Here is a 24,554-nt window from a genome sequence, read left to right as displayed (position 1 = left end):
TGCCGGACGGGCCAAACCCCGCAGGGGCGGCGCGCAGGGATTCGCGACGTTTTCCGACGGCACAGGATGTGCCATCGGAAAATTCCCGTCTGGTGCGCGGACCTTGCGCGCGCAGCGCGCAAGGCGCGGAGGCAGGGCGTGCTTTCTTTTGGTTATCTTTTCTTTGCACGAGCAAAGAAAAGTGACTCGCGCCCGACAGGGCGTGAAACGCTTTCGCTTCCTCTCCCCCGACGGCAACTCGCGCGTGCCGCGCGCAAATGATCAGGTAAAGGCTTTCGCGCCCCTCCGGGGCACGACCCACCTTTCTTTGCTTGTGCAAAGAAACGTGGGCCAAAGAAAGCACACCCCAGGCCTCGCGCCCTGCGCTGCGCTCCGGGTTCGCGCCACCGATAGGAATTTTTCGAAAGCACATCCTGTGCCGTCGAAAAACGGCGTGCATCCATGCACGCCGCCCTTGCAGGGTTTGACCCATCGGCGGCGCCGCTGCGGATGGGGACCCGGTGAAGCCAACAGCAAAAGCTGCAGCACCTGCAGGCATCCCGCCTGATGCCTCGCGGAGATCACGACCCCATGCCGCCCCTGGTCAAGATCCGCTCCGAGCGTGAGGCGATGTCCGCGATCGAGCGCCGCATCGCGGACTACATCCTGGAAAACGCGCATCTGCTGCGCGACTACTCCTCGCAGCAGCTCGCCAGTGCGCTGGGCATCAGCCAGTCGTCGGTGGTGAAGTTCAGCCAGAAGCTCGGCTTCAAGGGCTATCCCGACCTGAAATATTCCGTCGGCCAGGCGTTGGCGCGTGGGGGTGGACCGCAACCGGCCTCGCCCGACGCGCCCCAGGCCATAGGCGATGCTTACGCGCAGCTGCAGGACAGCGTGCGCCGCAGCAAGGCCGCAGCCGAAGAAGAAACCCGCCTGCTCAATCCACGTTCCCTGATCGAGCAGATCGTGGCGCGCATTGACCAGGCGCAGAAGGTGTTCGTGTGCGGGTTGGGCGATGACGGGCTGTTTGCGCGCGAGTTCGCGATGCGGCTGTCGCTGCTGGGCGTACTCACCGTGCATCACGCCGACTCGATCCTGATGATGACCAACGTCTCGGCCGCGCGGCCGGGCGATGTGCTGATCGTGTTTTCCGAGTTCGGCAAGCTGCCGCAGCTGTCGCAGATCTCACGGCAGTTCCAGGATGCCGGCGGCTGGACCGTGTCGATCACCCGCCATACCGCCAACCCGCTGCGGGCGCATGCCGATGCGGCGCTGGTGGTGTCCGCGCACGACCCGGCGCCGCATATCGCGCAACTGCTGTATCGCGCATCGCTGCAATCCCTGCTGGATTTCGTGTTTGTATTGCTGTGCCAGACCAACCCGGATCGCGAGCGCCAGCTGGCGGTGAACCTGGAGCGGGTCCAGCACCTGCTCGATTCCTGACCTTTCCCGTGGAGTGACCATGTTCCTGCCTGCACGACCAGCCTCACTTCACCCGACGCGCTGGCTGCTGCTGGCCGCGGTGCTGGCGGCCACGCCGGCCCTGGCAAAAAAGGCGCCTGCCGCGCTGGCGCCGATGCAGCAGGCGCAGCAGCTGGTCGTGGTCACCACCAGCGGTTGGGACGACACCCAGGGCCGCCTGCAGACCTACGTGCGCCAGGGCAAGGACTGGAAGCCGGCCGGCGACGCCTTCGCCGTGGCAATCGGCAAAAGCGGCAGCGCCTGGGGTGAGGGCCTGTTCCCCGCGCAGAAAGCCGGCCCGCAGAAGCGCGAAGGCGACGGTCGCAGCCCGGCCGGCATCTACGGCATCGGCGAGGCCTTCGGTTATGCGCCATCGGTCAGCACCAAGCTCAAGTACCAGCAAATGCAGGCCTCGAACTGGTGCATCGACGTACCCAATTCGCCGTTCTACAACCAGATCGTGGACGAGAAGGACGTCGGTGCGCTCGGCGTGGAAGGCGTCAGCGAGCACATGCGCCTGGACCTGCACAACGACGGCGACGTGCGGTATCGCCAAGGCTTCGTGATCCAGCACAACGCCAGCGCCACGCCCGGACGCGGCAGCTGCATCTTCGCCCACCTGTGGCGCACGCCAGGGGAGGCGACCGCCGGCTGCACGGCGATGGCACCGGCCAATATGGAAGCGCTGCAGGCCTGGCTGGATCCGAAAAAGCAGCCGCTGTTCGTGCTGTTGCCCAAGACCGAATACATCCGCCTGCAGCACGCCTGGTCGCTGCCGCTGCTGACCGCCGGAACGCTGCGTTGAGCGCCGCGCCGCAGGACGGCCAGCTCGTGCGCGCGGTCAGCCGCTGGCAGATCGTCGGCCTGTCGATCAACGACGTCATCGGCAGCGGCATCTACCTGCTGCCGGCGGCGACCGTCGCGTTGATGGGCCCGCTGAGTTTGTGGGCGGTGCTGCTGGCCGGCGTGGCGGTGGCCCTGCTGGTGCTGTGCTACGCGCAGGCGGCCAGCTATTTCGACCAGCCCGGCGGTAGCTATCTGTATGCGCGCGAGGCGTTCGGCCGCTACGCGGGCTTCCAGGTCGGCTGGATGATCTGGCTGACGCGCATCAGCTCGGCCGCCGCGTTGGGCAATGGCTTGGCCGATGCGGTGTCGCGGTTCTGGCCGTATGCGGCGACCGGCGCGGGCCGGCTGTTGGTGGTGGTCGGCTCGCTCACGCTGCTGACGGCGATCAACGTCATCGGCGTGCGCTCGGCCGCGCGCACCGGCGTGGCGCTGGTGATCGGCAAGCTGGTGCCGCTGCTGTTGTTCGTCGTGATCGGCCTGTGCTTCATGGACTGGCACCTGGCCTTCGCCGGCACCGCGCCCAACCTGACCGACCTGCCCAACCTGGGCCAGGCCGCGCTGCTGTTGCTGTTCGCTTACGCCGGCTTCGAGAACATCCCGGCCGCCGCCGGCGAATTCCGCAATCCGCGCCGCGACGTGCCGTTCGCGTTGATCACGATGATCACGCTGGTGACGTTGATCTACGCCGCGGTGCAGGTGGTGGCGATGGGCACCCTGCCCGGCCTGGCGGATTCGGCGACGCCGTTGGCCGATGCCGCCAGCCGTTTCGGCGGCGAAGGCCTGGCGCTGATCCTCACCGTCGGCGCGGTGATCTCGATCCTGGGCACCACCAGCAACACGGTGATGCTGGGGCCGCGCTTCCTGTTCGCGTTGGCGCAGGACGGCTTCGGGCCGAAGTTCATCGCGCGCGTGCATCCGCGCTTCCACACGCCGGCCGCAGCGATCATCGTCCAGGGCGTGCTCTCGGTGGCGCTGGCGCTGTCGGGCTCGTTCGAGAACCTGGCGCTGCTGTCGATGGTCACCCGCTTGCTCGCTTACATCGGCACCGCAGCGGCAGTGCTGGTGCTGGCGCGACGCCATCGCGACAACCCCAACGCCCTGCGCCTGCCCGGCGGTCCGCTGATCCCGATCCTGGCCCTGCTGCTGACTCTGGGCCTGCTATGCAGCGCCAGCGTGGACAACCTGCTGGCGGTGGGCGCGGCGATCGTGGTGGGCACGGTGATCTACAAGTTCCCGCGCAAGGTTTGAGGATGGATCCCGCAGATGAAGAAGGCGCCGTTTGGCGCCTTCTTCTTTCCTGCATCGCCCGGATAGGCGATCAAGCGCAGCCTTCCACGTAATCGATCTGCGGCGGCAGGCCGACGCGCCAGCTGGTGACCTTGCCTTCGGCATCGGTCTCGAACACCAGCTTGGTGCCGCCCGGGGCTTCCACGCTCAGGTACTTGCCGCCTTCCACGTACTTGTGCGGAATGGCCTGCAGCTTGGCGCCGTACAACGCGCGCAACTCGGCTTCGGTCATGCCGACCTTGCCGCCGTCGGGCGCGGTTTCCTTGGACGTGGTCACGTCGTAGCGGACGAAATGATCGCCCTCGATCATGAAGGCCACATCGGCCTTGTCGGTGGCCCACTTGGGCGTCAGCTGGTAGCAGGCGCCGGCTTCGGAGGGCGTGCTGCTGTTGAGCTCGCCGCCCCAGGCCTGCCTGGCGGCGTCGGCCGTGCTGCCCAACTTGAGGTCGCCGTAGCCGGTGAAGCTGGCCAGCTGCGTGGAAGCGGCCGGGCCGGACGCTTCGCCCGGCTCGGGCAGCGAGGCCGGTTCGGACGTCGCGGGCGTACTCGCGGCGGGCGCGCTTGCGGTCGGCGGCGTGCTGTCGGCGGGCGCCGGCGGCGCATCGGCGGGTTTGCAGGCCGACAACGCGACCAGCAGCGCGGCCGTCAGGGGCAGCAGGACTTTGCTCATGGTGGAACCTCCAGCAATTCAAGACCGCCAGCCTAGCCGGCGTGCGTGAATCCAGCGAAAACCTGCGCCAGTGCACGGCTTGCGCCGAAAGGCATCGCTGTGTCACGGCCGTTTCACAGTCAGCGGTAACGCTGGCGCGAGCCTCCCCGATCCGCCGCCATGCAACCGCGCAAGACCGCCCTGGCCCACACGGCCCTGCAGACCCATCGTGCGGGCTTGGACATGCGCCAGCGCCGGGTGTTGATCATGGCCGACGGCCAGCGCTCGCTGGCCGAACTCAGCCAGATGCTGGGGCCGGAAACCGCCGCCCACGTCACCACGCTGATCCGCGACGGCTACCTGACCCTGGATGCCGAGCGCACCCTGCACGAAGCGCTGGCCACGCCCGCACCTGCGCCCGTCGTTCCTGCACCGGCGCCTGCCGCACGCGCGCCTTCACATCGGCGCTCGCTGGTCGCGGCGCGACTCTATCTGCTCGGCATGCTGGAACTGCAGCGTGACCCGGCCGCCCAGCGCCTGCACCAGCAGCTGCATCGCACCACCGAGGAACACGCCGCGGTCGAGGTCATGCTCGAAGCGCTCGCGCTGCTGCCGCAGCTCACCTCGCCCGGCTACGCCCAACGCGTGCAGACCCGCCTCAGTGAAGTGCTGCCCGAGGAACACTTGCCAGCGCTCGCGCGCCTGGGCCAGGCGCTGGAAGCCTGAGCTTCAGCGCGGCGGCTGGAAGTTGCGCTTCAAGCCCGCCCAGCACTGCTGATAATCGCGCTGACGCCACGGCGCATCCATCGCCTGCCGGGTCGGCCGCAGCACCGCACGCGTTTCGAACATGAAGGCCATCGTGTCGGTGATGACGTCCGGCTTGGACAGATCGGCGTGCGAGGCTTTCTCGAACGTCGCCGCATCCGGCCCGTGCCCGCTCATGCCGTTGTGCAGCGATGCGCCGCCGGGCGCGAAGCCTTCGGCCTTGGCGTCGTAGGCGCCGTGCACCAGGCCCATGAATTCGCTGGCCACGTTGCGATGGAACCACGGCGGCCGGAACGTGTCCTGCGCCACCAGCCAGCGCGGCGGGAAGATCACGAAATCCAGGTTGGCCGTGCCCGGCGTGTCGCTGGGCGAGGTCAGCACGGTGAAGATCGACGGATCGGGATGATCGAAGCTGATCGAACCGATCACGTTGAAGCGGCGCAGGTCGTAGCGGCACGGCGCGTCGTTGCCATGCCAGGCCACCACGTCCAGTGGACTGTGTCCGATCGCGGCGCGCCACAGATGGCCCTGGAACTTGGCGATCAACTCGAAGTCGCCCTCGGTGTCTTCATACGCGGCGACTGGCGTTTCAAAATCGCGCGGATTGGCCAGGCCGTTCGCACCGATCGGCCCCAGCTCCGGCAGGCGCAGCAGCGCGCCGAAGTTCTCGCACACATAGCCACGCGCCTGGTCATCGGGCAGCGTCACCGCAAAGCGCACGCCGCGCGGAATCACCGCAACCTGCTGTGGCTCGAGCTCGATCACCCCAAACTCGGTGGCGATCCGCAGCCGCCCCAGCTGCGGCACGATCAATAGCTCGGCATCGGCGTCGTAGAACCAGCGGCCGGCCATGTCGCGATTGGCCGCATACAGATGCACGCCGACGCCATGCTGGCCTTCGGCCGAGCCATTGCCGGCCATCGTCACCAGGCCTTCGATGAAGTCGGTCGGCGTTTCGGGCAACGGCAGCGGTGACCAGCGCAGCTGGTCCGGGCTTACCGGCCCATCGCCGAACACGTTATGGAACCCCTTCGCACCCTCAAAGGGCGCGAACGTGCCATGCATCGCCGCCGGACGAATGCGATACAGCCAGCTCCGCCGGTTCTCACCACGCGGCGCGGTAAACGCCGTGCCCGACAGCTGCTCTGCATACAGCCCGAACGCGACCTGCTGCGGCGCATTGCGCCCGATCGGCAACGCACTCGCGATCGCCTCGCTGGCGAAGTGATTGCCGAAGCCGGTCATGTAGCTGGCTTGTGTCGTCATCTCGATGGCTCTTTTTCTACAAGCGCGCCCAATCCACGCCCTTGGTCGCTGGATCCCAGTAGACCCAAATCGGGTCCGTTTCGGAAAGCGGGATCATGACGGCGTGTGAGCCGCTCCGGCTAGAAAGATGTGTCGTCTCGATCTCAAACATGGATGCAAAATCTCTGCGGAATTCCGCGTCGATTTTCGCAACTGTCATCCTGACCTGCTTGCCGGCACAATCCTCACTCCATTTGACAGGCGAGCAACCAAATTCCTGTTCCGGGAATGCGTAAGTCGACGTTTTTTTCCCTGCCATCGCAACGTCGAGGATGACTTGATGCTTCACGACTTCCAACGAGACGCGATCAACCTTCCCATCGCCGTCCAGATCTGCAGCAATGGATGCCTTGAGAGGCTTGGACGAATCACTCGTCGATCCCGCAATCGCCTGCAGGCTTAAGCCCGCAAGCGCAAGCAAAAGAAGCCGCCTGCGATAAGGCACTACAGCACACCACGCCGCATCTGGTCGCGTTCGATGCTTTCGAACAGGGCCTTGAAGTTGCCCTCGCCGAAGCCCTCATTGCCCTTGCGCTGGATGATCTCGAAGAAGATCGGGCCGATCGCGTTCTGGGTGAAGATCTGCAGCAGCTTGCGCTGGCCCGTCTCCACGTCCGCATCGATCAGGATCTTGTTGCGGGTCAGGCGCGGCACGTCTTCGCCATGGTCGGGGATGCGCTGGTCGATCACCTCGAAATACGTGTCCGGCGTATCCAGGAAATCCACCCCCGCCGCGCGCATCGCCTCGACCGTGGTGTAGATGTCATCGGTGAAGCAGGCAATGTGCTGGATGCCCTCGCCCTTGTACGCGTCCAGGTATTCGTTGATCTGCGACTTGGGATCGTGCGATTCGTTGAGCGGGATGCGGACCATGCCGTCCGGCGCGGTCATCGCCTTGGACAGCAGGCCGGTCTTGGCGCCCTTGATGTCGAAGTAGCGGATCTCGCGGAAGTTGAACAGGCGCTCGTAGTAATCGGCCCACTGCGCCATGTTCCCCGGATAGAGGTTGTGGGTGAGGTGGTCGATGAAGGTCAGGCCGAAGCCCTTGGGCATGCGCTCCACGCCGTCCAGGAATTCGTAATCCGGGTCATGGATGGTGCCGGAGCTGTCGTAGCGGTCGACGATGTAGAGCATGCAGCCGCCGATGCCCTTGATCACCGGCGCGGCCACGGCCTTGGTCAGCTCGCGCTCGCCGATCTGCTCGGCGCCGTTCTTGAGCGCCTGCACGCGCGCCCATTCGGCCAGCTTGTTGACCCGGATCGCAAAGCCACAGGCACTCGGCCCGTGCTGGGCCGCGAAGTCGGCCGCGAACGAGTCCGGGTCCTCGTTGATCAGGAAGGTGCAGTCGTTCTGCCGGTAGGTGCTGATCGCCCGGGTCTTGTGCCGGGCCACCTGGGTGAAGCCGAGCCGGCGGAAATAGTCGTGCAGCTGGCCGCCCTGGCCGGCCGGCGCGGCAAACTCGACAAATTCGAAGCCATCGATGCCCATCGGGTTGTCGAACGTGGCATCTTTCACGTCCATTCCGGGGGCCTGCATGGAGGGCTGGGCACTCATGGAAACCTCTCCCATCTTGCAAAGGAACTGGCGGCAGCATAGTTTCACCTGAAACCAGCACACAAGCCGCAGCGCACCATGAAGCAGCCCGACCCCTTGCCGCCCGCCCAGCCGCTCACCTTGGAGCTGGAAACCTTCGTCCCCTACCAGCTGAGCGTGCTGTCCAATCGCGTCAGCCAGGCGATCTCGGCCGAGTATTACCGCCGCTTCGGCCTGGTCATGACCGAGTGGCGCACGATGGCCGTGCTCGGGCGCTTCCCGGGCCTGTCGGCGGGCGAAGTGGCCGAGCAGACCGCGATGGACAAGGTCGCCGTCAGTCGCGCGGTCGCGCGCCTGCTGGAACGCGAGCTGGTCAGCCGCGACATCCACGGCGACGATCGCCGACGCTCGGTATTGGCGCTGTCGGCCAAGGGCCAGGCGCTGCACGACACCGTCGCCCCGCTGGTGCTGGAGTGCGAGCGCCGCCTGCTCTCGGTGCTGGAAGCCGATGAACTGGCCCAGCTGCACCGCCTGATGGAGCGCCTGGGCGGCGAAGGCATGCATCGCCTGATCTCCGGCCTGAAGGACGCACCGGTCAGCCCGGTGTCCTCGGCCCAGGTCGAGCCATCCGAAGACTGACGCCCGCGCCCATCGCGCACAGCAAAACGCCGCGGAGATCCGCGGCGTTTTTTGTGGGCCAATGCCCGGCGCTTACTTCACGCCGTGCATCAGCTTGTTGACCAGCGGCGAAACCAGGAACAGTACCGCACCGGCGATCATCAGGATCCAGAAGCCCTGGCTGTAGGCACCGTAGGCACTGGCCACGGTCATGCCGCCTTCGCCGCTGGCTTCGCCCGCGAACAGGCCGGCCAGGTTGTTGCCGATAGCCACCGACAGGAACCAGGCGCCCATCGCGAAGCCGGTCAGGCGCGCCGGCGCCAGCTTGGTCGTCATCGACAAACCGATCGGCGACAGGCACAGCTCGCCGATCGACTGGATCCAGTACACCGCGAACAGCGTCCAGAACGGGATCTTGCCGGTCACCGGCTCGACCAGCTTGGCCAGCGCGAACATCAGCAGCAGGAACGCCAGGCCGTTGAACATCAGGCCGAGGCTGAACTTGCGCGGGATGCTCGGGTTGTTCTTGCCCATGCGCACCCAGATCCACGCAATGATCGGCGCCAGCACGATGATCGCCACCGAGTTGACCGACTGGAACCAGGCATTGGGGAATTCCATGAAGCCCAGGTCGCGGTTGACCACCTTGTCGGCCAGGAACGTGAAGCTGCTGCCGGCCTGCTCGAAGAAGCACCAGAAGAACACGTTGAAGCCCAGGATGATCAGCATCGCGAAGACCTTGTCGCGCGCCATGCTGCCTTCGCGGATGCCTTCGACCACCAGCATGATCGCCGGCACGATGAAGCACGCCATCAGGATCCAGTTGAGGATCTGCGCGTCGATGCTCAGCAGCGCGTAATACATCGGGATGCCGATCAGCAGGTTCAGCGCGATCACGCCGGCCAAGCGCGTATTGCTGGCCTGCTTGCCCTCCGCTTCGCCGATGCCCTGCAGCGCCGCGCGGCCGAACAGGAACCAGATGAAGCTCAGCACCATGCCGATGGCCGAGGTGATGAACACCACCTTGTAGGCCGGCATGCCATCGCTGCCGAACACGTACTGCGCCAGCGCCTGGGTCAGGATCGGCGAGACCATCGCGCCGAGGTTGATGCCCATGTAGAAGATGGTGAAGCCGGAATCGCGCCGCTCGTCGCCCTGCCGGTAGATCTTGCCGACCAGGGTGGAGATGATCGGCTTGAACAGGCCATTGCCCACGATCACCGTGGCCAGGCCCAGCTTGAACAGCGGCTCGGTCGGCGCGGCCAGCATGAACAGGCCCACCGCCATGATCACCGCGCCGGTGAGGATGGCGCGCTGGTACCCGATCAGCTTGTCGGCGATATAGCCACCGAAGATCGCCGCCGCGTAGACCAGCGCCAGATAGGCGCCATAGAGATGGCTGGCGTCTTTTTCGCCAGCGGGGTCGCCGCCTTTGAACTGCGCCACGATGTACAGGACCATCGCCCAGCGGATGCCGTAGAAGGCAAAACGCTCCCAGAACTCGGTCATGAACAGCATCCACAAGGGACGCGGATGGCCCATCAGGTTGCCGAAATTCGGCGGGTCCCCGGAAAACGGCGGGATGGGTTCAAGCGTGGGCGACTTGGCCTCGACGGTCATGCGTCAGATTCCCCTATGGATCGTGCGTAGACAAAAAAATGTCCCGCCAGGGGGACGCCGAAGGATCGCCGCAGCCGGCCCTTTGCGTCAAATGAAACCATTTGCCCCCGGATTCAGGCTGACGATGTTGTCAGGCCCACCACCGTGCGCACCTGGAACAGCTCGGGGAAGAACTCCAGCTCCAGCGCCTGCTTGAGGAACCCCACGCCGGACGAGCCGCCGGTGCCGCGCTTGAAGCCGATCACCCGCATCACCGTGCGCATGTGGCGGAAGCGCCACAGCTGGAACTGCGTTTCCAGATCGACGAAATCCTCGGCCAGCGAATACTCGCGCCAGTAGCGATCGGTGTCCTGATAGATGCGTTCGAACACCGGCAGCAGCGCCTCGTCGCGCACATGCGCATGGCTGAAATCGCGCTCCAGGTGTTCGCCCGGCACCGCGTGGCCGAAGCGTGCCAGGTAACGCAAGAATTCCTCGTACAGGCTGGGTGCGTTGAGCGCGCCGCGCAGGGCTTCCTGGCCGAAGGGATCATGCGAGAACACTTTCAGCATCGCCGCGTTCTTGTTGCCCAGCATGAATTCCAGCTGCCGGTACTGCAGCGACTGGAAGCCCGACGAGGGCCCCAGCACATCGCGGAAGCCCATGTATTCCGAGGGCGTCAGCGTTTCCAGCACCGACCATTGCTCGGTCAGCTGGCGTAGCACCTGCTTGGCCCGCGCCAGCACCTTGCGCGTCTGCCAGACCTCATCGCGCTGCAGGTGGCCGATGGCCGCGCTCAGCTCGTGGATCATCAGCTTCATCCACAGCTCGGACACCTGGTGCTGGACGATGAACAGCATCTCGTCGTGGTGGGCAGGGCTCGACAGCGGCTGCTGCGCCGACAGCAGGCGGTCCAGATGCAGATAGCCGCCATAGGTCGTGCGACCTGCCAGGTCGGTGTGGATGCCGTCTTCCAGCGGCCGCTGGTTGTCCTGGATCTGCATGAAACACGCCAAGCCATCGAGGGAGCGGCATGGTAGCCGGTCGTGCCGATGCGGGCCCGGAATCGCCCTCGGCGACACGCGATGACCTGTCATGCAATTTACTCAGGATTCGTTCATAGTCGAAATTCGCGCTCGGGATCCGGCGCGCATCCCCCGAAACAAAGCTATGGAGAAGCAGTCGATGACGACGCGGTTGTCGCGCCTGGTGGCGCTTGCATTATTGGGATTGGGGAGCGCGGCATCCGCGCAGGCCCAGGTGGTCATCAGCCAGGTCTATGGCGGCGGCGGCAACAGCGGCGCGACCTTCACCAACGACTTCATCGAGCTGCACAACACCGGCACCGCGTCGGTGGATCTGTCCAGCTACAGCGTGCAATACGCCAGCGCCACCGGTAGTTCGTGGCAGATCACCGCGCTGAGCGGCAGCATCGCGCCGGGCGGCTATTACCTGGTGCAGGAAGGCAAGGGCTCCGGCGGCACCACGGCGCTGCCCACGCCCGATGCCAGCGGCGGCATCGCCATGTCCGGCACGGCCGGCAAGGTCGCGCTGTCGGCCTCGCAGACCGCGCTGTCTGGCACCTGCCCGACGGGGATGGTCGACCTGGTCGGCTTCGGCTCGACCGCCAGCTGTTTCGAAGGCAGCGGCGCCACGCCCGCGCCGAGCAACACCCTGGCCGTGCTGCGCGCTGGCGATGGCTGCACCGACACCAACAACAACGCCAGCGACTTCGCCACAGGCGCACCGAACCCGCGCAACAGCGCCACCGCCGGCTCGATCTGCGGCGCGGCCGGCACGCCGCTGCTGTCCATCGCCGATGCCTCGGGCGATGAAGGCGCCGGCCCGCTGACCTTCACCATCACCCTGACCCAGCCGGCGCCCGCCGGTGGCATCACGGTGGACTGGGCCACGGCCGATGGCACCGCCAACGCCGGCAGCGATTACGTCGCCGCCAACGGCACCGCCACGATTGCCGAGGGCGCGACCAGCACCACGGTCACCGTGACCCTGATCGACGATGCGCTGACCGAAGCCGACGAGACCTTCACCGTCACCCTGACCAACCTGGTCGGCGAGGCGCTGCTGGGCTCGGCCAAGGCCACCGGCACGATCGTCAACGACGACATCTCGCTGACTGCGATCCACGATATCCAGGGCGCAGGCATCAGCTCGCCGATGGCCGGCGCGCTGGTGTTCACCACCGGCGTGGTGACCGGGGTGAAGGGCGCCGGCTTCTGGCTACAGACGCCCGATGCGGAGGTGGACAACAACCCGGCCACCTCCGAAGGCATTTACGTCTACACCGGCTCGGCGCCGTCGGCCGCGGTGGCCGTGGGCAACCTGGTGCGCGTCTCGGGCACGGTGCAGGAATACATCCCCAGCGCCGATCCCTACCAGCGTCCGCTGACCGAACTCAGCGGCGGCGTCACCGTGGCCCTGCTGTCCAGCGGCCAGGCCGTGCCGGCGGCGATCCCGCTGGATGCCTCGATGCTCACCGCCAATGGCGGGCTGGACCAGCTGGAGCGCTTCGAAGGCATGCGCGTTACCGTGCCGAGCCTGCGCGTGGTCGCCCCCACCGGCGGCTATACCACCGAGACCAGCGCCACCGGCGCGACCGATGGCCAGTTCTATGCGGTCATCGGCGACACCGCGCGGCCGTTCCGCGAAGCCGGCGTCGAAGCCCCGACCCCGGTCAGCGGCGAGATCCCGCAGTGGGACGGCAACCCGGAAGTGCTGACCATCGACAGCGATTCGATCGGTGGCAGCAGCACCGCGCTGGATGTCACCACCGGCGCGGTCATCACCGGCCTGACCGGCCCGCTGGACTACAGCTACCGCCACTACGTGATCGTGCGCGATCCGAGCGTGGCCATCGGCACCATCGCCGGCATGTCGCCGACCCCGGCGCGCGCCGCCAACAGCGATGAGTTCACCGTCGCCGGCTACAACATGGAGCGCTTCTTCGACACCACGGCCGATGGCAACAGCGCGCCGACGCTGACCCAGGCCGCGTTCGCGATGCGTCTGTCCAAGGCCTCGGTGGCGATCCGCGATTACCTCAACCTGCCCGACATCCTGGCCGTGGTGGAGATGGAGAACCTCTCCACCCTGCAGCAGGTCGCCAACAAGGTGAACGCCGATGCGGTCGCCGCCGGCGTGGCCGATCCGCAGTACGTGCCATACCTGCAGGAAGGCAACGACGTCGGCGGCATCGACGTGGGCTTCCTGGTCAAGACCGCCACGGTCGGCGCCAGCGTGGCGCGCGTGGACGTCTCGGCCGTCACCCAGCATGGCAAGGACACGCTGTGGACCGAGCCGTCGGGCAGCACCAGCCTGCTCAACGACCGCCCGCCGCTGGCGCTGGATGCGATCGTCCACTGGGCCGATGGCCGCAGCTTCCCGATCACCGTGATCGCCGTGCACCAGCGCTCGCTCAACGGCGCCGACACGCTCGACGCCGCCGGTGACCGCGTGCGCGCCAAGCGCCAGGCGCAGGCCGTGTTCCTGGCCAACCTGATCCAGGGCATGCAAACGGAGAACCCAGACCGCCGCATCACCGTGCTGGGCGATTTCAACGCCTACGCGTTCAACGACGGCTACGCCGATGCGATGAACACCGTCATGGGCACGCCTACGCCGGATGCGCAGACCCTCGTCACCGAGGACGGCGCCGACCTGGTCAACCCGGACCTGACCAACCTGGGCGAACTGCTGCCCGCCGGCCAGAACTATTCCTACACCTACGACGGCAGCGCGCAGACGTTGGACCACGTGCTGGTCAACGATGCGCTGGTGCTAGCCACCACCGCATTCGGCATGGACCACGCGCGCATCAACGCGGACTTCCCGGAAGTGGCCCGCAACGATGCGACCTCGCCGGCGCGCCTGTCCGACCATGACCCGGTGGTGGCCTACTTCGAACTGGCGCCCAAGGCCGACCTGGCCGTGACCGCGTCGGCCAGCACCGGCAGCGTCACCGCCGGCCAGGCCCTGGTCTACACCGCCACCGTGCGCAACAACGGTCCGGACACCGCCGCCGCCCCGGGCGTGGGCTTCTCCATCGCCGGCGAACTGCCGGACATGGCCGTCACCGCGGCCAACGGCTGGAGCTGCGACACCGCCCAGGTCGCCGATGGCATGACCTCGGTGGCGTGCAACACTGCCACGCTGGACAACGGCGGCAGCGCCAGCTTCACGATCCGCGCCACTTCGGTCGCCACACAGTCCGGCACCCAGGCCACGCTGGCCGCGGCCGCCACGGCGCAGACCTTCGATCCTGATGCGGCCAACAACCAGGCCGTGACCAGCATCGCGATCACCGTCCCGCCGACCGCCGACATCGCCGCGTCCATCGACGGCCCGACCAGCATCAAGGCCTACCAGTTGCTGACCCGTTACGTGGTCACCGTGACCAATGCCGGCCAGCCGGCGAAGAAGCCGGTGGTGGTGATCTCCGGCAACACGATGAACATCCTGTCGCTGATCAACCCGGCCTCGGGCTGGAGCTGCAGCCGCCAGGGCACGTTGCGCGACATGCAGTTCCGCTGCACCGGCAGCAAGGCGATGGCCAACGGCGCCAAGGCCAACTTCCCGGTGTGGATCAGCACCGGTTCGGCACGCCGCGGCAGCACGGTGAGCGTGCAGGCGGTTGTGTCGACCGCGTCAAGCGAAGCCAACACCGGCAACAACACCGCGCGTTTCAACACCGCAGTGAAGTAATTACGCGACAAATCGCCTGGCGAAATCCCGGCACTCCACGACGCGGCCCTTGATGGGCCGCGTTTTTTTGTGTGAACGCCAGAGCAAGGAATCGCTTGCTGCTGCGCTGCAGGAAGGCAATCCGGGGTTCGGTCATTACCATTGCGCGGCTATGATGAAGTCCACATTCCGCAAGACCGACGATGCCATGACCCTGGCAGCCAGTTTCCAGATCGAATACCTGCAGTACCTCAACCCGGACGGCACTTCCAACGGACGCGCGCTGCCGGAGCTGGCCAAGGACACGGCCCGCCTGGTCGAACTGTTCAAGCAGATGCTGTTCGTCCGCGTCTTCGACACCAAGGCCATCGCCCTGCAGCGCACCGGCAAGCTGGGCACCTACGCCAGCTGCCTGGGCCACGAGGCCACACACGTGGGCATCGGCGCGTCGATGCGACCGGAAGACGTGTTCGCCCCCAGCTATCGCGAGTACGGCGCGCAGTTCATGCGCGGCGTGCGCCCGCGCGACGTGCTGCTGTACTGGGGCGGCGATGAGCGCGGCAATGATTTCCCCGGCGCGCGCCACGATTTCGCCTGGTCGGTGCCGATTTCCACCCAGTGCCTGCATGCCTCCGGCGCGGCGCTGGCGTTCAAGCTGCGTGGCGAAGACCGCGTGGCGGTGAGCACCTGCGGCGATGGCGGTTCGTCCAAGACTGACTTCTACGCGGCGCTCAATTCGGCCGGCGCCTACCAGCTGCCGTTGGTGCTGGGCGTGGTCAACAACGGCTGGGCGATCTCGGTGCCGCGTTCGGCCCAGACCGGCGCGCAGACGCTGGCGCAGAAAGGCCTGGCCGGCGGGCTGTTCTGCCTGCAGGTGGACGGCAACGACCTGATCGCCGTACTCGATGCGATGGAACAGGCGATGCAGCGCGCGCGCAGCGGTGGCGGCGGCACGGTGCTGGAGTTCGTCACCTATCGCCTGTCCGACCACACCACCGCCGACGATGCGCGCCGTTATCGCGACGAGGCCGAAGTGAAGGCCGCCTGGGACCGCGATCCGATCCCGCGCATACGCGCGTGGCTGACCGCGCAGGGCCTGTGGAGCGAGCAGCAGGAAGCTGCGTGGAAGGAAGAATGCGGCCATCGCGTCGACGAGGAGGTCAACGCCTACCTGTCCACGCCGGTGCAGCCGGTGGAGGCGATGTTCGATTACCTCTACGCCGATCCGCCGCCGGAGCTGCTCAAGCAGCGCGCCGAGGCGATCGCCCGCGACCAGGAGCAGCGCCATGGATGACCACAAGCCCACTGCCGGCCATGACGCCGCGTCGGAGTCCGCGCCGATGACTGTCAATGAAACCCCGACCGCCACGCCGATCACCCTGATCGAAGCCATCACCCAGGCGCTGGCCTGGGAGATCTCGCACGATCCGTCTGTGGTCGTGCTGGGCGAGGACGTGGGCGTCAACGGCGGCGTGTTCCGCGCCACTGCCGGCCTGCAGAAGCGCTTCGGTTCGCAGCGCATCCTGGATACGCCGCTGGACGAAACCACCATCGCCGGCCTGACCGTCGGCCTGGCCGCGCAGGGCATGAAGCCGGTGGCCGAGGCGCAGTTCGACGGCTTCGTCTATCCGATGATCGATCACCTGATCTGCCACGCCGCACGCATGCGCTATCGCACCCGTGGCCGCCTGCACTGCCCGATGGTGCTGCGCGTGCCGTGGGGCGGCGGCATCCGTGCGCCGGAGCACCACTCCGAAGCCAACGAATCGATGTTCACCAACGTGCCCGGCCTGCGCGTGGTGCTGCCGTCCTCGCCGCAGCGCGCCTACGGCTTGCTGCTGGCGGCGATCCGCGAGCCGGACCCGGTGATCTATTACGAGCCCAAGCGCATCTATCGCCAGTACAAGGAACTGGTGCCCGATGACGGCGAGGCGCTGCCGCTGGATGTGTGCTTCGTCCTGCGCGACGGCACCGACGTGACCCTGGTCAGCTGGGGCGCGCAGGTCAAGGAAACGCTGGAAGCGGCCGATGCGCTGGCCGCCGAAGGCATCAGCGCCGAAGTCATCGACGTGGCCACGCTGACCCCGCTGGACTTCGACACCATCGCCGAATCGGTGGCCAAGACCGGCCGTTGCGTGATCGTGCACGAAGCGCCGCGCACCGCGGGTTTCGGCGCGGAGATCGCCGCGCGCCTGGCCGAGGAATGCATGTACGACCTGCTGGCGCCGGTGGAACGCGTCACCGGCCCGGACACGCACATGCCGCTGTTCCGGCTGGAGATGAAGTACCTGCCCAGCGCCGAGCGCGTGGTCGCCGCGGCCAAGCGCACCCTCGCCCGCGGCTGAGGCGCCGCCATGCCGCGCGCCCGCGTCATCAGCGCCCATCGCGCGCCGGATCGCGAAGCAGTCCGCATTGCGCGCGGCGAAGGCGCGGTGCTGGGCGAAGCCGATACCGAGTGGCCCAACTTCGTCTGGGCCACGCTGGCGCAGGGCTTGGGCGGTTGGATGCCGGCCGACATCTTCCATCTGGACGATCTGGGCGCGGCCACCGCGCAACAGGAATACGACACCCGTGAACTGGACGCCGATCCCGGCGACGTGTTGACGGTGGAACGCGAACACGCCGGCTGGTGGTGGGCGCACGATGCACACGGACGCAGCGGCTGGATTCCCGCCCGCGCACTTGAATTGATTCAGGAAAATTGACCATGAGCGAAAGCAAGACCTTCCACCTTCCCGACCTGGGCGAAGGCCTGCCCGATGCGACCATCGTGGAGTGGTTCGTGAAAGAAGGCGATGTGGTGCGCCTGGACGAGCCGCTGGTGTCGATGGAGACGGCCAAGGCCGTGGTGGAAGTGCCCTCGCCGGTCTCGGGCAAGGTGCTCAAGCTGGCCGGTGCGCCGGGCGATATCGTCGATACCGGCGCGATGCTGGCCCAGTTCGAACCCGACCCCAACCTGCCGCAGCGCGCCGATGGCCAGGACACCGGCCATGCGCACGGCGCACCGAAGGCCCCGCCTGCCGCGACCAAGCCTGCTGCAGCAGTAGCAGAACCAGCAGTGCCGACGCCGGCGGTGGAAAGCTTCGACCACGAACGCGACGACGCCGGCACCGTGGTCGGCGCGATGCAGTCTTCCAATGCCGTGCAGGCCGAGGCCGCTATCGCCGTCGGCGGCGTCAAGGCGATGCCGGCGGTGCGTGCGATGGCGCGCAAGCTCGGCGTGGACCTGGCCCGCGTGCGCGCCACCGGCGCCGAAGGCGTGGTGACGATGGCCGATGTGAAGCAGGCCGCGGCCGAGGGTTCGGCCAAGATCGGCGCGGCACCCGCACCGGCCGCACGCGCGGCCACACCGGCGCCCGCCGGCGCCCCGGCGATCGATCCCAACCGCGCGCGCACCGCGCTGTCGGCCAGCGGCAAGCCGATGCGCACCTCGCCGCCGGGCGTGAGCGCCAGCGGCCAGCCCGAGCCACTCAAGGGCGTGCGCCGCAACATGGCGCGCGTGATGGCCGACGCGCACGCGCAGGTGGTGGCCACCACCATCAGCGACGACGCCGACGTGCAGGCCTGGCTACCCGGCAGCGATGTCACCGCGCGCCTGGTGCGCGGCATCGTCGCCGCCTGCAAGGCGGTGCCGGCGATGAATGCCTGGTTCGATGGCCAGGCGCTGACCCGCACCCTGCATCCGCACGTGGACGTCGGCATCGCCGTCGATACCGACGATGGCCTGTTCGTGCCCGCGCTGCGCAATGCCGACATCCTGGATGCGCGCGGCGTGCGCGAAGGCGTCAACCGCCTGCGCGCGCAGGTGCTGGAGCGCAGCCTGCCGGCCAGCGAGCTGACCGGCTACACGATCTCGCTGAGCAACTTCGGCATGTTCGCCGGCCGCTATGCCACGCCGATCGTGGTGCCACCGTGCGTGAGCATCGTCGCCGCCGGCCGCGCGCGCTTCCAGATGACGCCGGTGATGGGCGGTTTCGAATCGCACAAGGTCATCCCGCTGTCGGTGACCTTCGACCACCGCGCCTGCACCGGCGGCGAAGCGGCGCGTTTCCTGCGTGCGCTGATCGACGACCTGGCGCTGGCCGACTGACGCGACGCGTGACGCGGGATCCGAAGACGCCGGCACATTGCCGGCGTTTTCATGTCACGCGGCGCTTTTCGGCCCGATGGGCGCACTGGCGTAGCATGCCGGCCTTGCGCGAGTGGTTTTAGTGCTCCGCTTTCTTCCTTTTGCACACCGCTGCCGACCTGTCCGCATGTCCTTCGATTCGCTTGGTTTCGCCCCCGATCTGCTGCCGCTGCTGGCCCGTGCGCTGGGCCAGGCCGGCATCGACGCGCCGTCGCCGGTGCAGCGCGAGGCGATTCCGCCACTGCTGGCTGGTGACGACGTCCTGATCCGCGCGCCCACCGGCAGTGGCAAGACCGCCGCGTTCGCGCTGCCGCTGCTGCAGCGCTGCGCGCAGGCTGGGCGTTGCAGCGCGCAGCAGCTGCATGCGCTGGTGCTGGTGCCCACGCGCGAACTGGCGCTGCAGGTCGCAGACACGCTGATCCAGCTCGGCAGCCAGCTGTCGCAGCGTCCGCGCGTGGTAACTGCCATCGGCGGGGTCTCGATCAATCCGCAACTGATGGCGTTGCGCGGCGGCGCCGAGATCGTGGTCGCCACGCCGGGGCGCCTGCTCGACTTGGTCCAGCACAACGCGCTGCGCCTGGAGACGCTGTCCGCGCTGGTGCTCGACGAAGCCGACCAGCTGCTCGCCCTGGGCTTCGGCGATGAACTGGCCGCGATCGAAGCGCTGCTGCCGGCGCGCCGCCAGACCGTGCTGGTCTCTGCCACGCTGCCTGACCGCATCGCCGCGCTCGCACGTCGCCTGCTGCGCGCGCCGCATCTGGTCGAAGCCGACACGGATGCGCACGCCGCACCGGACATCACCCAGCGCGCGATCGAGGTCGATCCATCGCAGCGCACCGCGCTATTGCGGCATCTGCTGCAGCTGGAGGGCTGGACCCAGGCACTGGTCTTCGTCGCCAGCCACCACACCGCCGACACCGTGGCCGACAAGCTCGCCCGCAACGGCATCGGCGCGCAGGCGCTGCACGGCACGCTCACCCAGGGCCGGCGTGTGCAGGTGCTGCGTGCATTCCAGGGCAGTGGCGTGCAGGTGCTGGTGGCCACCGACGTGGCCGGCCGCGGATTGGATATCCCGGCGCTGCCGCTGGTGGTCAATTACGACCTGCCACGTGCCGCCGCCGATTACACCCACCGCATCGGCCGCACCGGCCGGGCCGGCGCCCGTGGCACGGCGATCAGCTTCTTCAATGCGGCAAGCGAGGCGCAGCTGCGCCTGATCGAGAAACGCCAGCAGGTCCGTCTCACGCGCGAACGCATTGCCGGTTTCGAACCGTCAGAAGCGGCGCCGGCACCGAGCGTGATCGGCGATCACAACGGCGGCATCAAGGGCCGCCGTCCAAGCAAGAAAGACAAGCTGCGCGCCGCGCAGGCCGCCGCCAAGCCGGACTGACCGACAGGTTGTGGCCGCACGTCAGCGGCCACATGGATCAATCTTCGTCGTCGAAATCCAGCTCGTCCGATGGCGCCGCCTTGTCGGCCGGCGGCGCGTTGCGCTTGCCCGGCTTGGCGACGACTTCGACGTAGAACTGGGTCCCGCCGTCAGCGACCAGCGCGTCGATCGCGCGGATCAGCTCGCCGGAGGAAATCGTCCTGGCACTGGCTTCCTCGGTGCCCAGGCGCGCATCGAAGCGCCAGGTATCGGCGTCGGCCGGCAGCGCCTTGCGCTGTTCGCGCGCGATGTACTTGCGGATGTCGTGCTTGGCGGCCTCCAGCAGACGATCGGGGTTCTTGCCTTCAATCTGAAGCGGGTAGGTCTTTCTCATGGCACATCGATCCGAAACGGCCGCCTATTGTGAGGCCCAGCGCCGCCGGCGCGCGAATCGCGGCCCTTCATCTCGATGGAACACCGAAAGCCGTCCGCCTCACAGCGTTCTACCAATAGTCACGATGAAGGCTTGAAGGCCCACCCGCGCAGGCACAGAATGCGCGCCTCCCACCCCGTTTGCCGTCCCGCCGCCATGACCCGCCAGCCGCTGCTGATATTGCCGATAACCCCACGCGCAAGCGCGGGCCGGGTGTGCCTGCGCTGGGCGATGGACGATTAGGATCACCTGATCCGCGCGCCATCCGCTGGACCGACAAAGCACCCGCCCGGGTGCTTTTTTTATGCCTTTTCACCGACCCACACCCTCCCAAGGAGCACGTGCCATGCACCTCGATCCGGAAACCAAACCCTAGCCGTCCGCGTCGAAGCCAACCGATGCGGACGGTCACTTTCGTTGGCACCGCATTGGAGTTTCCCCGTATGAACACCACCACCCTGTCCCGCCGCCGCAACCTGGGCATCATTGCCCACATCGACGCGGGCAAGACCACGCTTACCGAACGCCTGCTGTGGAGAACCGGCGCGATCCATCGCATCGGCGAAGTCCACGATGGCGCGGCGACGACCGACTTCTCGGCGATCGAACGCGAGCGCGGCATCACCATCGGCGCGGCCGCCGTGCAGGCGCAATGGGCGCCACGCGACCAGCCGGCCCACCAGCTCACGCTGATCGACACCCCGGGCCACATCGATTTCGCGATCGAGGTGGAACGCTCGCTGCGCGTGCTCGATGGTGCGGTCGCGGTGTTTTCCGCGGTCGATGGCGTGCAGCCGCAGTCGGAGACCGTGTGGCGCCAGGCGCGCCGGCACGGCGTGCCGCTGCTGGCCTTCGTCAACAAGATGGATCGCCCCGGCGCGTCGCTGGACGGCGTCGTCGCCCAGCTGCGCGACAAGCTCGATGCCACGCCGTGGCCGCTGGGTCTTGTCCTGGGAAGTGATGGCGACTTCGATGGCTGGATCGACCTGGTCGAACGCCGCGTGGTCAGCTGGCAGCACCCGCAGCCGGCGTTGCAGCGCCCGTGGACGGACGACGAACACGCGCGTTACGAGCCTGCACGCCAGCAGCTGGTGGAAGCGGTCGCCAACCATGACGAGGCCCTGGCCACGGCGTGGCTGGAAGGCGTGGACATCGATGCGTCAGCGCTGCGCGCGGCCCTGCGCCGCGGCACGCTGGCGGGACTGGGCGTGCCGGTGATCGCCGGCTCGGCGTTCAAGCACAAGGGCGTGGAGCTGCTGCTCGATGCCATCGTCGACTACCTGCCCTCGCCGCTGGATCGTCCGGCGGTGCGCGCGCGGGGTGCCGAAGGCGAGGTGCGGCTGCCGGCCGATCCCAACGGGGCGCTCGCGGCGCTGGTGTTCAAGATCACCCATCAGGAACACACGGCGCTGGCTTTCGTGCGCGTCTATTCGGGCACGTTGCGCGTGGGCGATGCGGTGGCCTCCAGCCATGCCGAACGTCCGCGCCGCATCGGCCGCCTGGCCGTGGTGCAGGCCGACCGCGTGCACGACATCGCCCAGGCACAGGCCGGCGAGATCGTGGCCGTGCTGGGCTGGAAGGACGTCGCTACCGGCGAAACCCTGAGCGCGATTGCGCAGCCGCTGCAGCTGGAGCGCATCCAGGCGCAGCCGGCCGTGCTGTCGTGGCGCTTGAGCGCGGCCAACGCCAACGACCTGATCCGGTTGGGCCAGGGCCTGGCCCAGCTGGCGCAGGAGGACCCGTCCTTCCGCGTCGGCAGCGATCCCGAGACCGGCGAAACCCTGGTCTGGGGCATGGGCGAGCTGCACCTGGAGGTGATGGTCGAACGCCTGCGCAGCGAGTGGAAGGTGGATGTGCGCACCGGTTCGCCACGCGTGGCCTACCAGGAAACCCCGCAGGAGATTTCGCGCGGCGTGGAAGGCCGGCTGTCCAAGCAGACCGGTGGCCACGGCCAGTTCGCCCGCGTGGTGCTGGATCTCTTCCCGCGCGCCGACGGCCAGGTGGTGTTCGTCGATCGCACGACCGGCGGCGTGGTGCCGCGCGCGTTCATCGCCGCCACGGAAAAGGGCGTGCGCGCGGCGCTTGCGCAGGGCCCGCGCGGATATCCTGTGGTCGGCGTCGAGGTGGCGCTGGTCGATGGGCAGGCGCACACGGTGGATTCGTCGGACATGGCGTTCCAGCGCGCGGCCGCTGAAGCCGTGCGCACGGCGCTGCAGCAAGGCGGCACCACGCTGCTGGAGCCGGTGATGGCGATGGCGATCGACACGCCGGCCAGCCATGTCGGCGATGTGGTCGGCGACCTGCAGCGACGCGAAGGCCGCGTGCTGACGATCGAAGACCACGGCACGCGCGCTCAGGTGCAGGCCCTGGCCCCGCTGGCGCAGCTGCAGGCCTACACCACCACGCTGCGTTCGCTGACCCAGGGACGCGCGTCGGCCAGCCTGCAGTTTGAAGGTTATGCACCGGCACGCGCTGCGTGACACTTCGCATCACGCAACACCATGAAGAAAAGGAACAGGGAGCCGGTCGTCCGGCTCCCTTTTTTGTGCGCGCATGGCAGCTGGCTTAACTGTGGGAGCCGCTTCAGCAGCGAGGTGGCTCTCGCGGGAAAGCGCCATCGCTGCAGAAGCAGCGCCTACGCCCGCGCACTCGTCGATAATCGACGCCTCTCCAACATCGAGCTCCGCCATGACCGACTCCCTGCACGATCTGCGCATTCTCGTCGCCGGTGGCAGCCGCGGCATCGGCCTGGCGATGGCCGACGCGTTCGCGCGCGAAGGCGCACAGGTGTCGATCTGCGCGCGCAGCGAAGGCGGCTTGAACGACGCCGTCGCCGCTTTGTCACGCCACGGCCGCGCAGTCCACGCACTGCCTTGCGACCTGTCCGACGCGGCCCAGATCGAGGCGTGGGTCACCGCCGCCGCAGCCGCGCTCGGTGGCATCGACGTGGTGGTCAACAACGCCTCTGGCTATGGCAACGGCAGCGATGATGCGAGCTGGCTGGCCGGCTTCAACGTCGACCTGATGGCGGCGGTCCGCACCAACCGCATTGCCTTGCCGCACCTGCGCCGCAGCGCATCGCCAGCGATCATCAACATCAGCTCGATCAACGGCAGCGTGCCCACGCCGCGTGCTGCCGCGTACTCCACCGCCAAGGCCGCGTTGAACTATTACACCGTGACCCTGGCGACCGAGCTGGCACGCGAGAAAATCCGCGTCAATGCGATCGCGCCAGGCTCGATCGAATTCGCCGATGGCCTGTGGGACAAGCGCAAGACCACCGAACCCGCGCTGTACGCGCGCATTCGCGACAGCATTCCGTTCGGTCGATTCGGCGCGGTCGAAGACGTGGCCGAGGCCGCCGTTTTCCTGGCCTCTGCGCGCGCCCGCTGGATCACCGGCCAGGTGCTGGCGGTCGATGGTGGCCAGGCACTCGGTGCCTGACAGCTGCGCGGCGTAAGCTCGCGCGAACGCATTCGCCGGAGCACGCCATGGCCCATCGCAGTCGCCTTGCCGGTTTCATCATCGACTGCCAGGACGGCAGCCTGACCGATCACGCCACCTTCTGGAGCCAGGCGCTGGGCCTGGCCGTCGCCGATGCAGATGAAGGCGGCGAAGACCGCTACGCCGTCCTGCAGGAGGGCCCTGGCGGCCTGCATATCGAAGTGCAGAAGGTCGAGCACCCTTCGCGCGTGCACCTGGATATCGAGACCGACGACATCGCCGCCGAAGTCGCGCGCCTGGAAGCCCTCGGCGCCCGGCGCGTGCAGCAGGTCCGCGAGCGCTGGTGGGTGATGGAGGCCCCTACCGGCCATCGCTTCTGCGTGGTGCCGATGCGCGAGACCGAGACGGGCACCCCGCCCAATCGATGGGAGTGAAG

General features: G+C 67.5%; 22 protein-coding genes. 14 read left to right on the top strand and 8 right to left on the bottom strand.

The genetic code is table 11. The annotated features are described in order from the left end of the window. Positions 1-570: 570 nt before the first annotated feature. From BMZ17_RS00235 to BMZ17_RS00225, 3 genes are read left to right on the top strand one after another with little or no spacing between them, the layout of a single operon-like run. Positions 571-1,422, top strand: coding sequence for a MurR/RpiR family transcriptional regulator (locus BMZ17_RS00235; RefSeq protein ID WP_093133568.1), 852 nt, complete (start codon positions 571-573; stop codon positions 1,420-1,422). Between the two features lie 19 nt (positions 1,423-1,441). Further along, complete coding sequence (locus BMZ17_RS00230) at positions 1,442-2,245, top strand: L,D-transpeptidase family protein (protein ID WP_093133564.1); 804 nt, start codon at positions 1,442-1,444, stop codon at positions 2,243-2,245. Further along, positions 2,242-3,534 carry an APC family permease gene (locus BMZ17_RS00225; protein ID WP_093133559.1) on the top strand — a complete coding sequence of 431 codons (1,293 nt, stop codon included), beginning with the start codon at positions 2,242-2,244 and terminating at the stop codon, positions 3,532-3,534. The genes BMZ17_RS00230 and BMZ17_RS00225 overlap by 4 nt, the downstream gene beginning before the upstream one ends. Positions 3,535-3,604: 70 nt before the next feature. On the opposite strand, the gene BMZ17_RS00220 is transcribed toward BMZ17_RS00225, so the two are convergent. Further along, positions 3,605-4,243 carry a hypothetical protein gene (locus BMZ17_RS00220; RefSeq protein ID WP_093133554.1) on the bottom strand — a complete coding sequence of 213 codons (639 nt, stop codon included), beginning with the start codon at positions 4,241-4,243 and terminating at the stop codon, positions 3,605-3,607. A gap of 159 nt (positions 4,244-4,402) precedes the next feature. Here BMZ17_RS00220 and BMZ17_RS00215 point away from each other — a divergent pair, with 159 nt between their 5' ends. Continuing rightward, complete coding sequence (locus tag BMZ17_RS00215; RefSeq protein ID WP_093133550.1) at positions 4,403-4,948, top strand: hypothetical protein; 546 nt, start codon at positions 4,403-4,405, stop codon at positions 4,946-4,948. A gap of 3 nt (positions 4,949-4,951) precedes the next feature. On the opposite strand, the gene hmgA is transcribed toward BMZ17_RS00215, so the two are convergent. The 3 genes from hmgA to hppD are packed head-to-tail and all read right to left on the bottom strand — an operon-like array spanning position 4,952 to position 7,846. Further along, positions 4,952-6,253, bottom strand: a complete 1,302-nt coding sequence (gene hmgA, locus BMZ17_RS00210) for a homogentisate 1,2-dioxygenase (protein WP_093133546.1) — start codon at positions 6,251-6,253, stop codon at positions 4,952-4,954. A gap of 16 nt (positions 6,254-6,269) precedes the next feature. Further along, complete coding sequence (locus BMZ17_RS00205) at positions 6,270-6,737, bottom strand: hypothetical protein (RefSeq protein WP_093133542.1); 468 nt, start codon at positions 6,735-6,737, stop codon at positions 6,270-6,272. Then, positions 6,737-7,846 (bottom strand): 4-hydroxyphenylpyruvate dioxygenase, encoded by a 1,110-nt coding sequence (gene hppD, locus BMZ17_RS00200; protein ID WP_175485430.1) that lies wholly within the window; start codon positions 7,844-7,846, stop codon positions 6,737-6,739. The genes BMZ17_RS00205 and hppD overlap by 1 nt, the downstream gene beginning before the upstream one ends. Before the next feature lie 78 nt (positions 7,847-7,924). On the opposite strand from hppD, the gene BMZ17_RS00195 reads away from it, so the two are divergent. Then, on the top strand, positions 7,925-8,464 hold the full coding sequence (locus tag BMZ17_RS00195; RefSeq protein WP_093133539.1) for a MarR family winged helix-turn-helix transcriptional regulator: 540 nt from the start codon (positions 7,925-7,927) through the stop codon (positions 8,462-8,464). A gap of 72 nt (positions 8,465-8,536) precedes the next feature. Here the strand turns inward: BMZ17_RS00195 and BMZ17_RS00190 are convergent, their stop codons facing one another. After that, on the bottom strand, positions 8,537-10,063 hold the full coding sequence (locus tag BMZ17_RS00190; protein WP_093133535.1) for a peptide MFS transporter: 1,527 nt from the start codon (positions 10,061-10,063) through the stop codon (positions 8,537-8,539). 113 nt (positions 10,064-10,176) lie between these two features. Further along, positions 10,177-11,046: a tryptophan 2,3-dioxygenase gene (locus BMZ17_RS00185; protein ID WP_093133531.1), complete on the bottom strand. Its 870-nt coding sequence runs from the start codon at positions 11,044-11,046 to the stop codon at positions 10,177-10,179. Positions 11,047-11,227: 181 nt separating this feature from the next. Here BMZ17_RS00185 and BMZ17_RS00180 point away from each other — a divergent pair, with 181 nt between their 5' ends. The 6 genes from BMZ17_RS00180 (at position 11,228) to BMZ17_RS00155 (ending at position 20,262) form a co-directional block, all read left to right on the top strand. After that, a complete protein-coding gene (locus BMZ17_RS00180) occupies positions 11,228-14,764 on the top strand; it encodes a Calx-beta domain-containing protein (RefSeq protein ID WP_093137956.1) in 3,537 nt (1,178 codons plus the stop codon). Between the two features lie 187 nt (positions 14,765-14,951). Next, on the top strand, positions 14,952-16,037 hold the full coding sequence (gene pdhA, locus BMZ17_RS00175; RefSeq protein WP_093137954.1) for a pyruvate dehydrogenase (acetyl-transferring) E1 component subunit alpha: 1,086 nt from the start codon (positions 14,952-14,954) through the stop codon (positions 16,035-16,037). A gap of 46 nt (positions 16,038-16,083) precedes the next feature. Continuing rightward, the gene (locus BMZ17_RS00170; protein ID WP_093137955.1) at positions 16,084-17,088 is read left to right on the top strand and encodes an alpha-ketoacid dehydrogenase subunit beta; all 1,005 of its coding nucleotides are present in this window, start codon (positions 16,084-16,086) and stop codon (positions 17,086-17,088) included. A 9-nt stretch (positions 17,089-17,097) separates the two neighbouring features. Then, on the top strand, positions 17,098-17,448 hold the full coding sequence (locus tag BMZ17_RS00165) for an SH3 domain-containing protein (protein ID WP_093133527.1): 351 nt from the start codon (positions 17,098-17,100) through the stop codon (positions 17,446-17,448). A gap of 2 nt (positions 17,449-17,450) precedes the next feature. Further along, the gene (locus BMZ17_RS00160; protein ID WP_093133524.1) at positions 17,451-18,833 is read left to right on the top strand and encodes a dihydrolipoamide acetyltransferase family protein; all 1,383 of its coding nucleotides are present in this window, start codon (positions 17,451-17,453) and stop codon (positions 18,831-18,833) included. Positions 18,834-18,999: 166 nt separating this feature from the next. Then, positions 19,000-20,262 carry a DEAD/DEAH box helicase gene (locus tag BMZ17_RS00155; RefSeq protein ID WP_093133521.1) on the top strand — a complete coding sequence of 421 codons (1,263 nt, stop codon included), beginning with the start codon at positions 19,000-19,002 and terminating at the stop codon, positions 20,260-20,262. Between the two features lie 37 nt (positions 20,263-20,299). Here BMZ17_RS00155 and BMZ17_RS00150 read toward each other — a convergent pair whose 3' ends face one another. Beyond that, positions 20,300-20,635 carry a DUF6172 family protein gene (locus tag BMZ17_RS00150; RefSeq protein ID WP_093133517.1) on the bottom strand — a complete coding sequence of 112 codons (336 nt, stop codon included), beginning with the start codon at positions 20,633-20,635 and terminating at the stop codon, positions 20,300-20,302. Positions 20,636-21,117: 482 nt separating this feature from the next. Here BMZ17_RS00150 and fusA point away from each other — a divergent pair, with 482 nt between their 5' ends. Beyond that, on the top strand, positions 21,118-23,154 hold the full coding sequence (fusA, locus tag BMZ17_RS00145) for an elongation factor G (RefSeq protein WP_093133512.1): 2,037 nt from the start codon (positions 21,118-21,120) through the stop codon (positions 23,152-23,154). 9 nt (positions 23,155-23,163) lie between these two features. On the opposite strand, the gene BMZ17_RS20775 is transcribed toward fusA, so the two are convergent. Further along, on the bottom strand, positions 23,164-23,364 hold the full coding sequence (locus BMZ17_RS20775; RefSeq protein WP_139202760.1) for a hypothetical protein: 201 nt from the start codon (positions 23,362-23,364) through the stop codon (positions 23,164-23,166). Between BMZ17_RS20775 and BMZ17_RS00140 the strand changes: the two genes are divergently transcribed. Both BMZ17_RS00140 and BMZ17_RS00135 read left to right on the top strand, forming a co-directional pair. Then, complete coding sequence (locus tag BMZ17_RS00140) at positions 23,363-24,118, top strand: SDR family NAD(P)-dependent oxidoreductase (protein WP_093133507.1); 756 nt, start codon at positions 23,363-23,365, stop codon at positions 24,116-24,118. The two genes, BMZ17_RS20775 and BMZ17_RS00140, sit on opposite strands and share 2 nt — an antisense overlap. 47 nt (positions 24,119-24,165) lie before the next feature. Further along, the gene (locus tag BMZ17_RS00135) at positions 24,166-24,552 is read left to right on the top strand and encodes a VOC family protein (RefSeq protein WP_093133502.1); all 387 of its coding nucleotides are present in this window, start codon (positions 24,166-24,168) and stop codon (positions 24,550-24,552) included. Positions 24,553-24,554: the final 2 nt, after the last annotated feature.

Origin of the sequence: Pseudoxanthomonas sp. GM95, assembly GCF_900109775.1 — a bacterium.
Lineage (GTDB): Bacteria > Pseudomonadota > Gammaproteobacteria > Xanthomonadales > Xanthomonadaceae > Pseudoxanthomonas_A.
Note: the sequence above shows the minus strand (reverse complement) of the source record. Positions and strands in the feature narration are given on the sequence as shown.

Bases quoted from the DNA above. Each gene is read 5' to 3' on its own strand.
- BMZ17_RS00235 (WP_093133568.1), top strand. From the start codon at position 571: ATGCCGCCCCTGGTCAAGATCCGCTCCGAGCGTGAGGCGATGTCCGCG.
- BMZ17_RS00230 (WP_093133564.1), top strand. From the start codon at position 1,442: ATGTTCCTGCCTGCACGACCAGCCTCACTTCACCCGACGCGCTGGCTG.
- BMZ17_RS00220 (WP_093133554.1), bottom strand. From the start codon at position 4,243: ATGAGCAAAGTCCTGCTGCCCCTGACGGCCGCGCTGCTGGTCGCGTTG.
- BMZ17_RS00215 (WP_093133550.1), top strand. From the start codon at position 4,403: ATGCAACCGCGCAAGACCGCCCTGGCCCACACGGCCCTGCAGACCCAT.
- hmgA (WP_093133546.1), bottom strand. From the start codon at position 6,253: ATGACGACACAAGCCAGCTACATGACCGGCTTCGGCAATCACTTCGCC.
- hppD (WP_175485430.1), bottom strand. From the start codon at position 7,846: ATGAGTGCCCAGCCCTCCATGCAGGCCCCCGGAATGGACGTGAAAGAT.
- BMZ17_RS00195 (WP_093133539.1), top strand. From the start codon at position 7,925: ATGAAGCAGCCCGACCCCTTGCCGCCCGCCCAGCCGCTCACCTTGGAG.
- BMZ17_RS00190 (WP_093133535.1), bottom strand. From the start codon at position 10,063: ATGACCGTCGAGGCCAAGTCGCCCACGCTTGAACCCATCCCGCCGTTT.
- BMZ17_RS00185 (WP_093133531.1), bottom strand. From the start codon at position 11,046: ATGCAGATCCAGGACAACCAGCGGCCGCTGGAAGACGGCATCCACACC.
- BMZ17_RS00180 (WP_093137956.1), top strand. From the start codon at position 11,228: ATGACGACGCGGTTGTCGCGCCTGGTGGCGCTTGCATTATTGGGATTG.
- pdhA (WP_093137954.1), top strand. From the start codon at position 14,952: ATGACCCTGGCAGCCAGTTTCCAGATCGAATACCTGCAGTACCTCAAC.
- BMZ17_RS00170 (WP_093137955.1), top strand. From the start codon at position 16,084: ATGACTGTCAATGAAACCCCGACCGCCACGCCGATCACCCTGATCGAA.
- BMZ17_RS00165 (WP_093133527.1), top strand. From the start codon at position 17,098: ATGCCGCGCGCCCGCGTCATCAGCGCCCATCGCGCGCCGGATCGCGAA.
- BMZ17_RS00160 (WP_093133524.1), top strand. From the start codon at position 17,451: ATGAGCGAAAGCAAGACCTTCCACCTTCCCGACCTGGGCGAAGGCCTG.
- BMZ17_RS00155 (WP_093133521.1), top strand. From the start codon at position 19,000: ATGTCCTTCGATTCGCTTGGTTTCGCCCCCGATCTGCTGCCGCTGCTG.
- BMZ17_RS00150 (WP_093133517.1), bottom strand. From the start codon at position 20,635: ATGAGAAAGACCTACCCGCTTCAGATTGAAGGCAAGAACCCCGATCGT.
- fusA (WP_093133512.1), top strand. From the start codon at position 21,118: ATGAACACCACCACCCTGTCCCGCCGCCGCAACCTGGGCATCATTGCC.
- BMZ17_RS00140 (WP_093133507.1), top strand. From the start codon at position 23,363: ATGACCGACTCCCTGCACGATCTGCGCATTCTCGTCGCCGGTGGCAGC.
- BMZ17_RS20775 (WP_139202760.1), bottom strand. From the start codon at position 23,364: ATGGCGGAGCTCGATGTTGGAGAGGCGTCGATTATCGACGAGTGCGCG.
- BMZ17_RS00135 (WP_093133502.1), top strand. From the start codon at position 24,166: ATGGCCCATCGCAGTCGCCTTGCCGGTTTCATCATCGACTGCCAGGAC.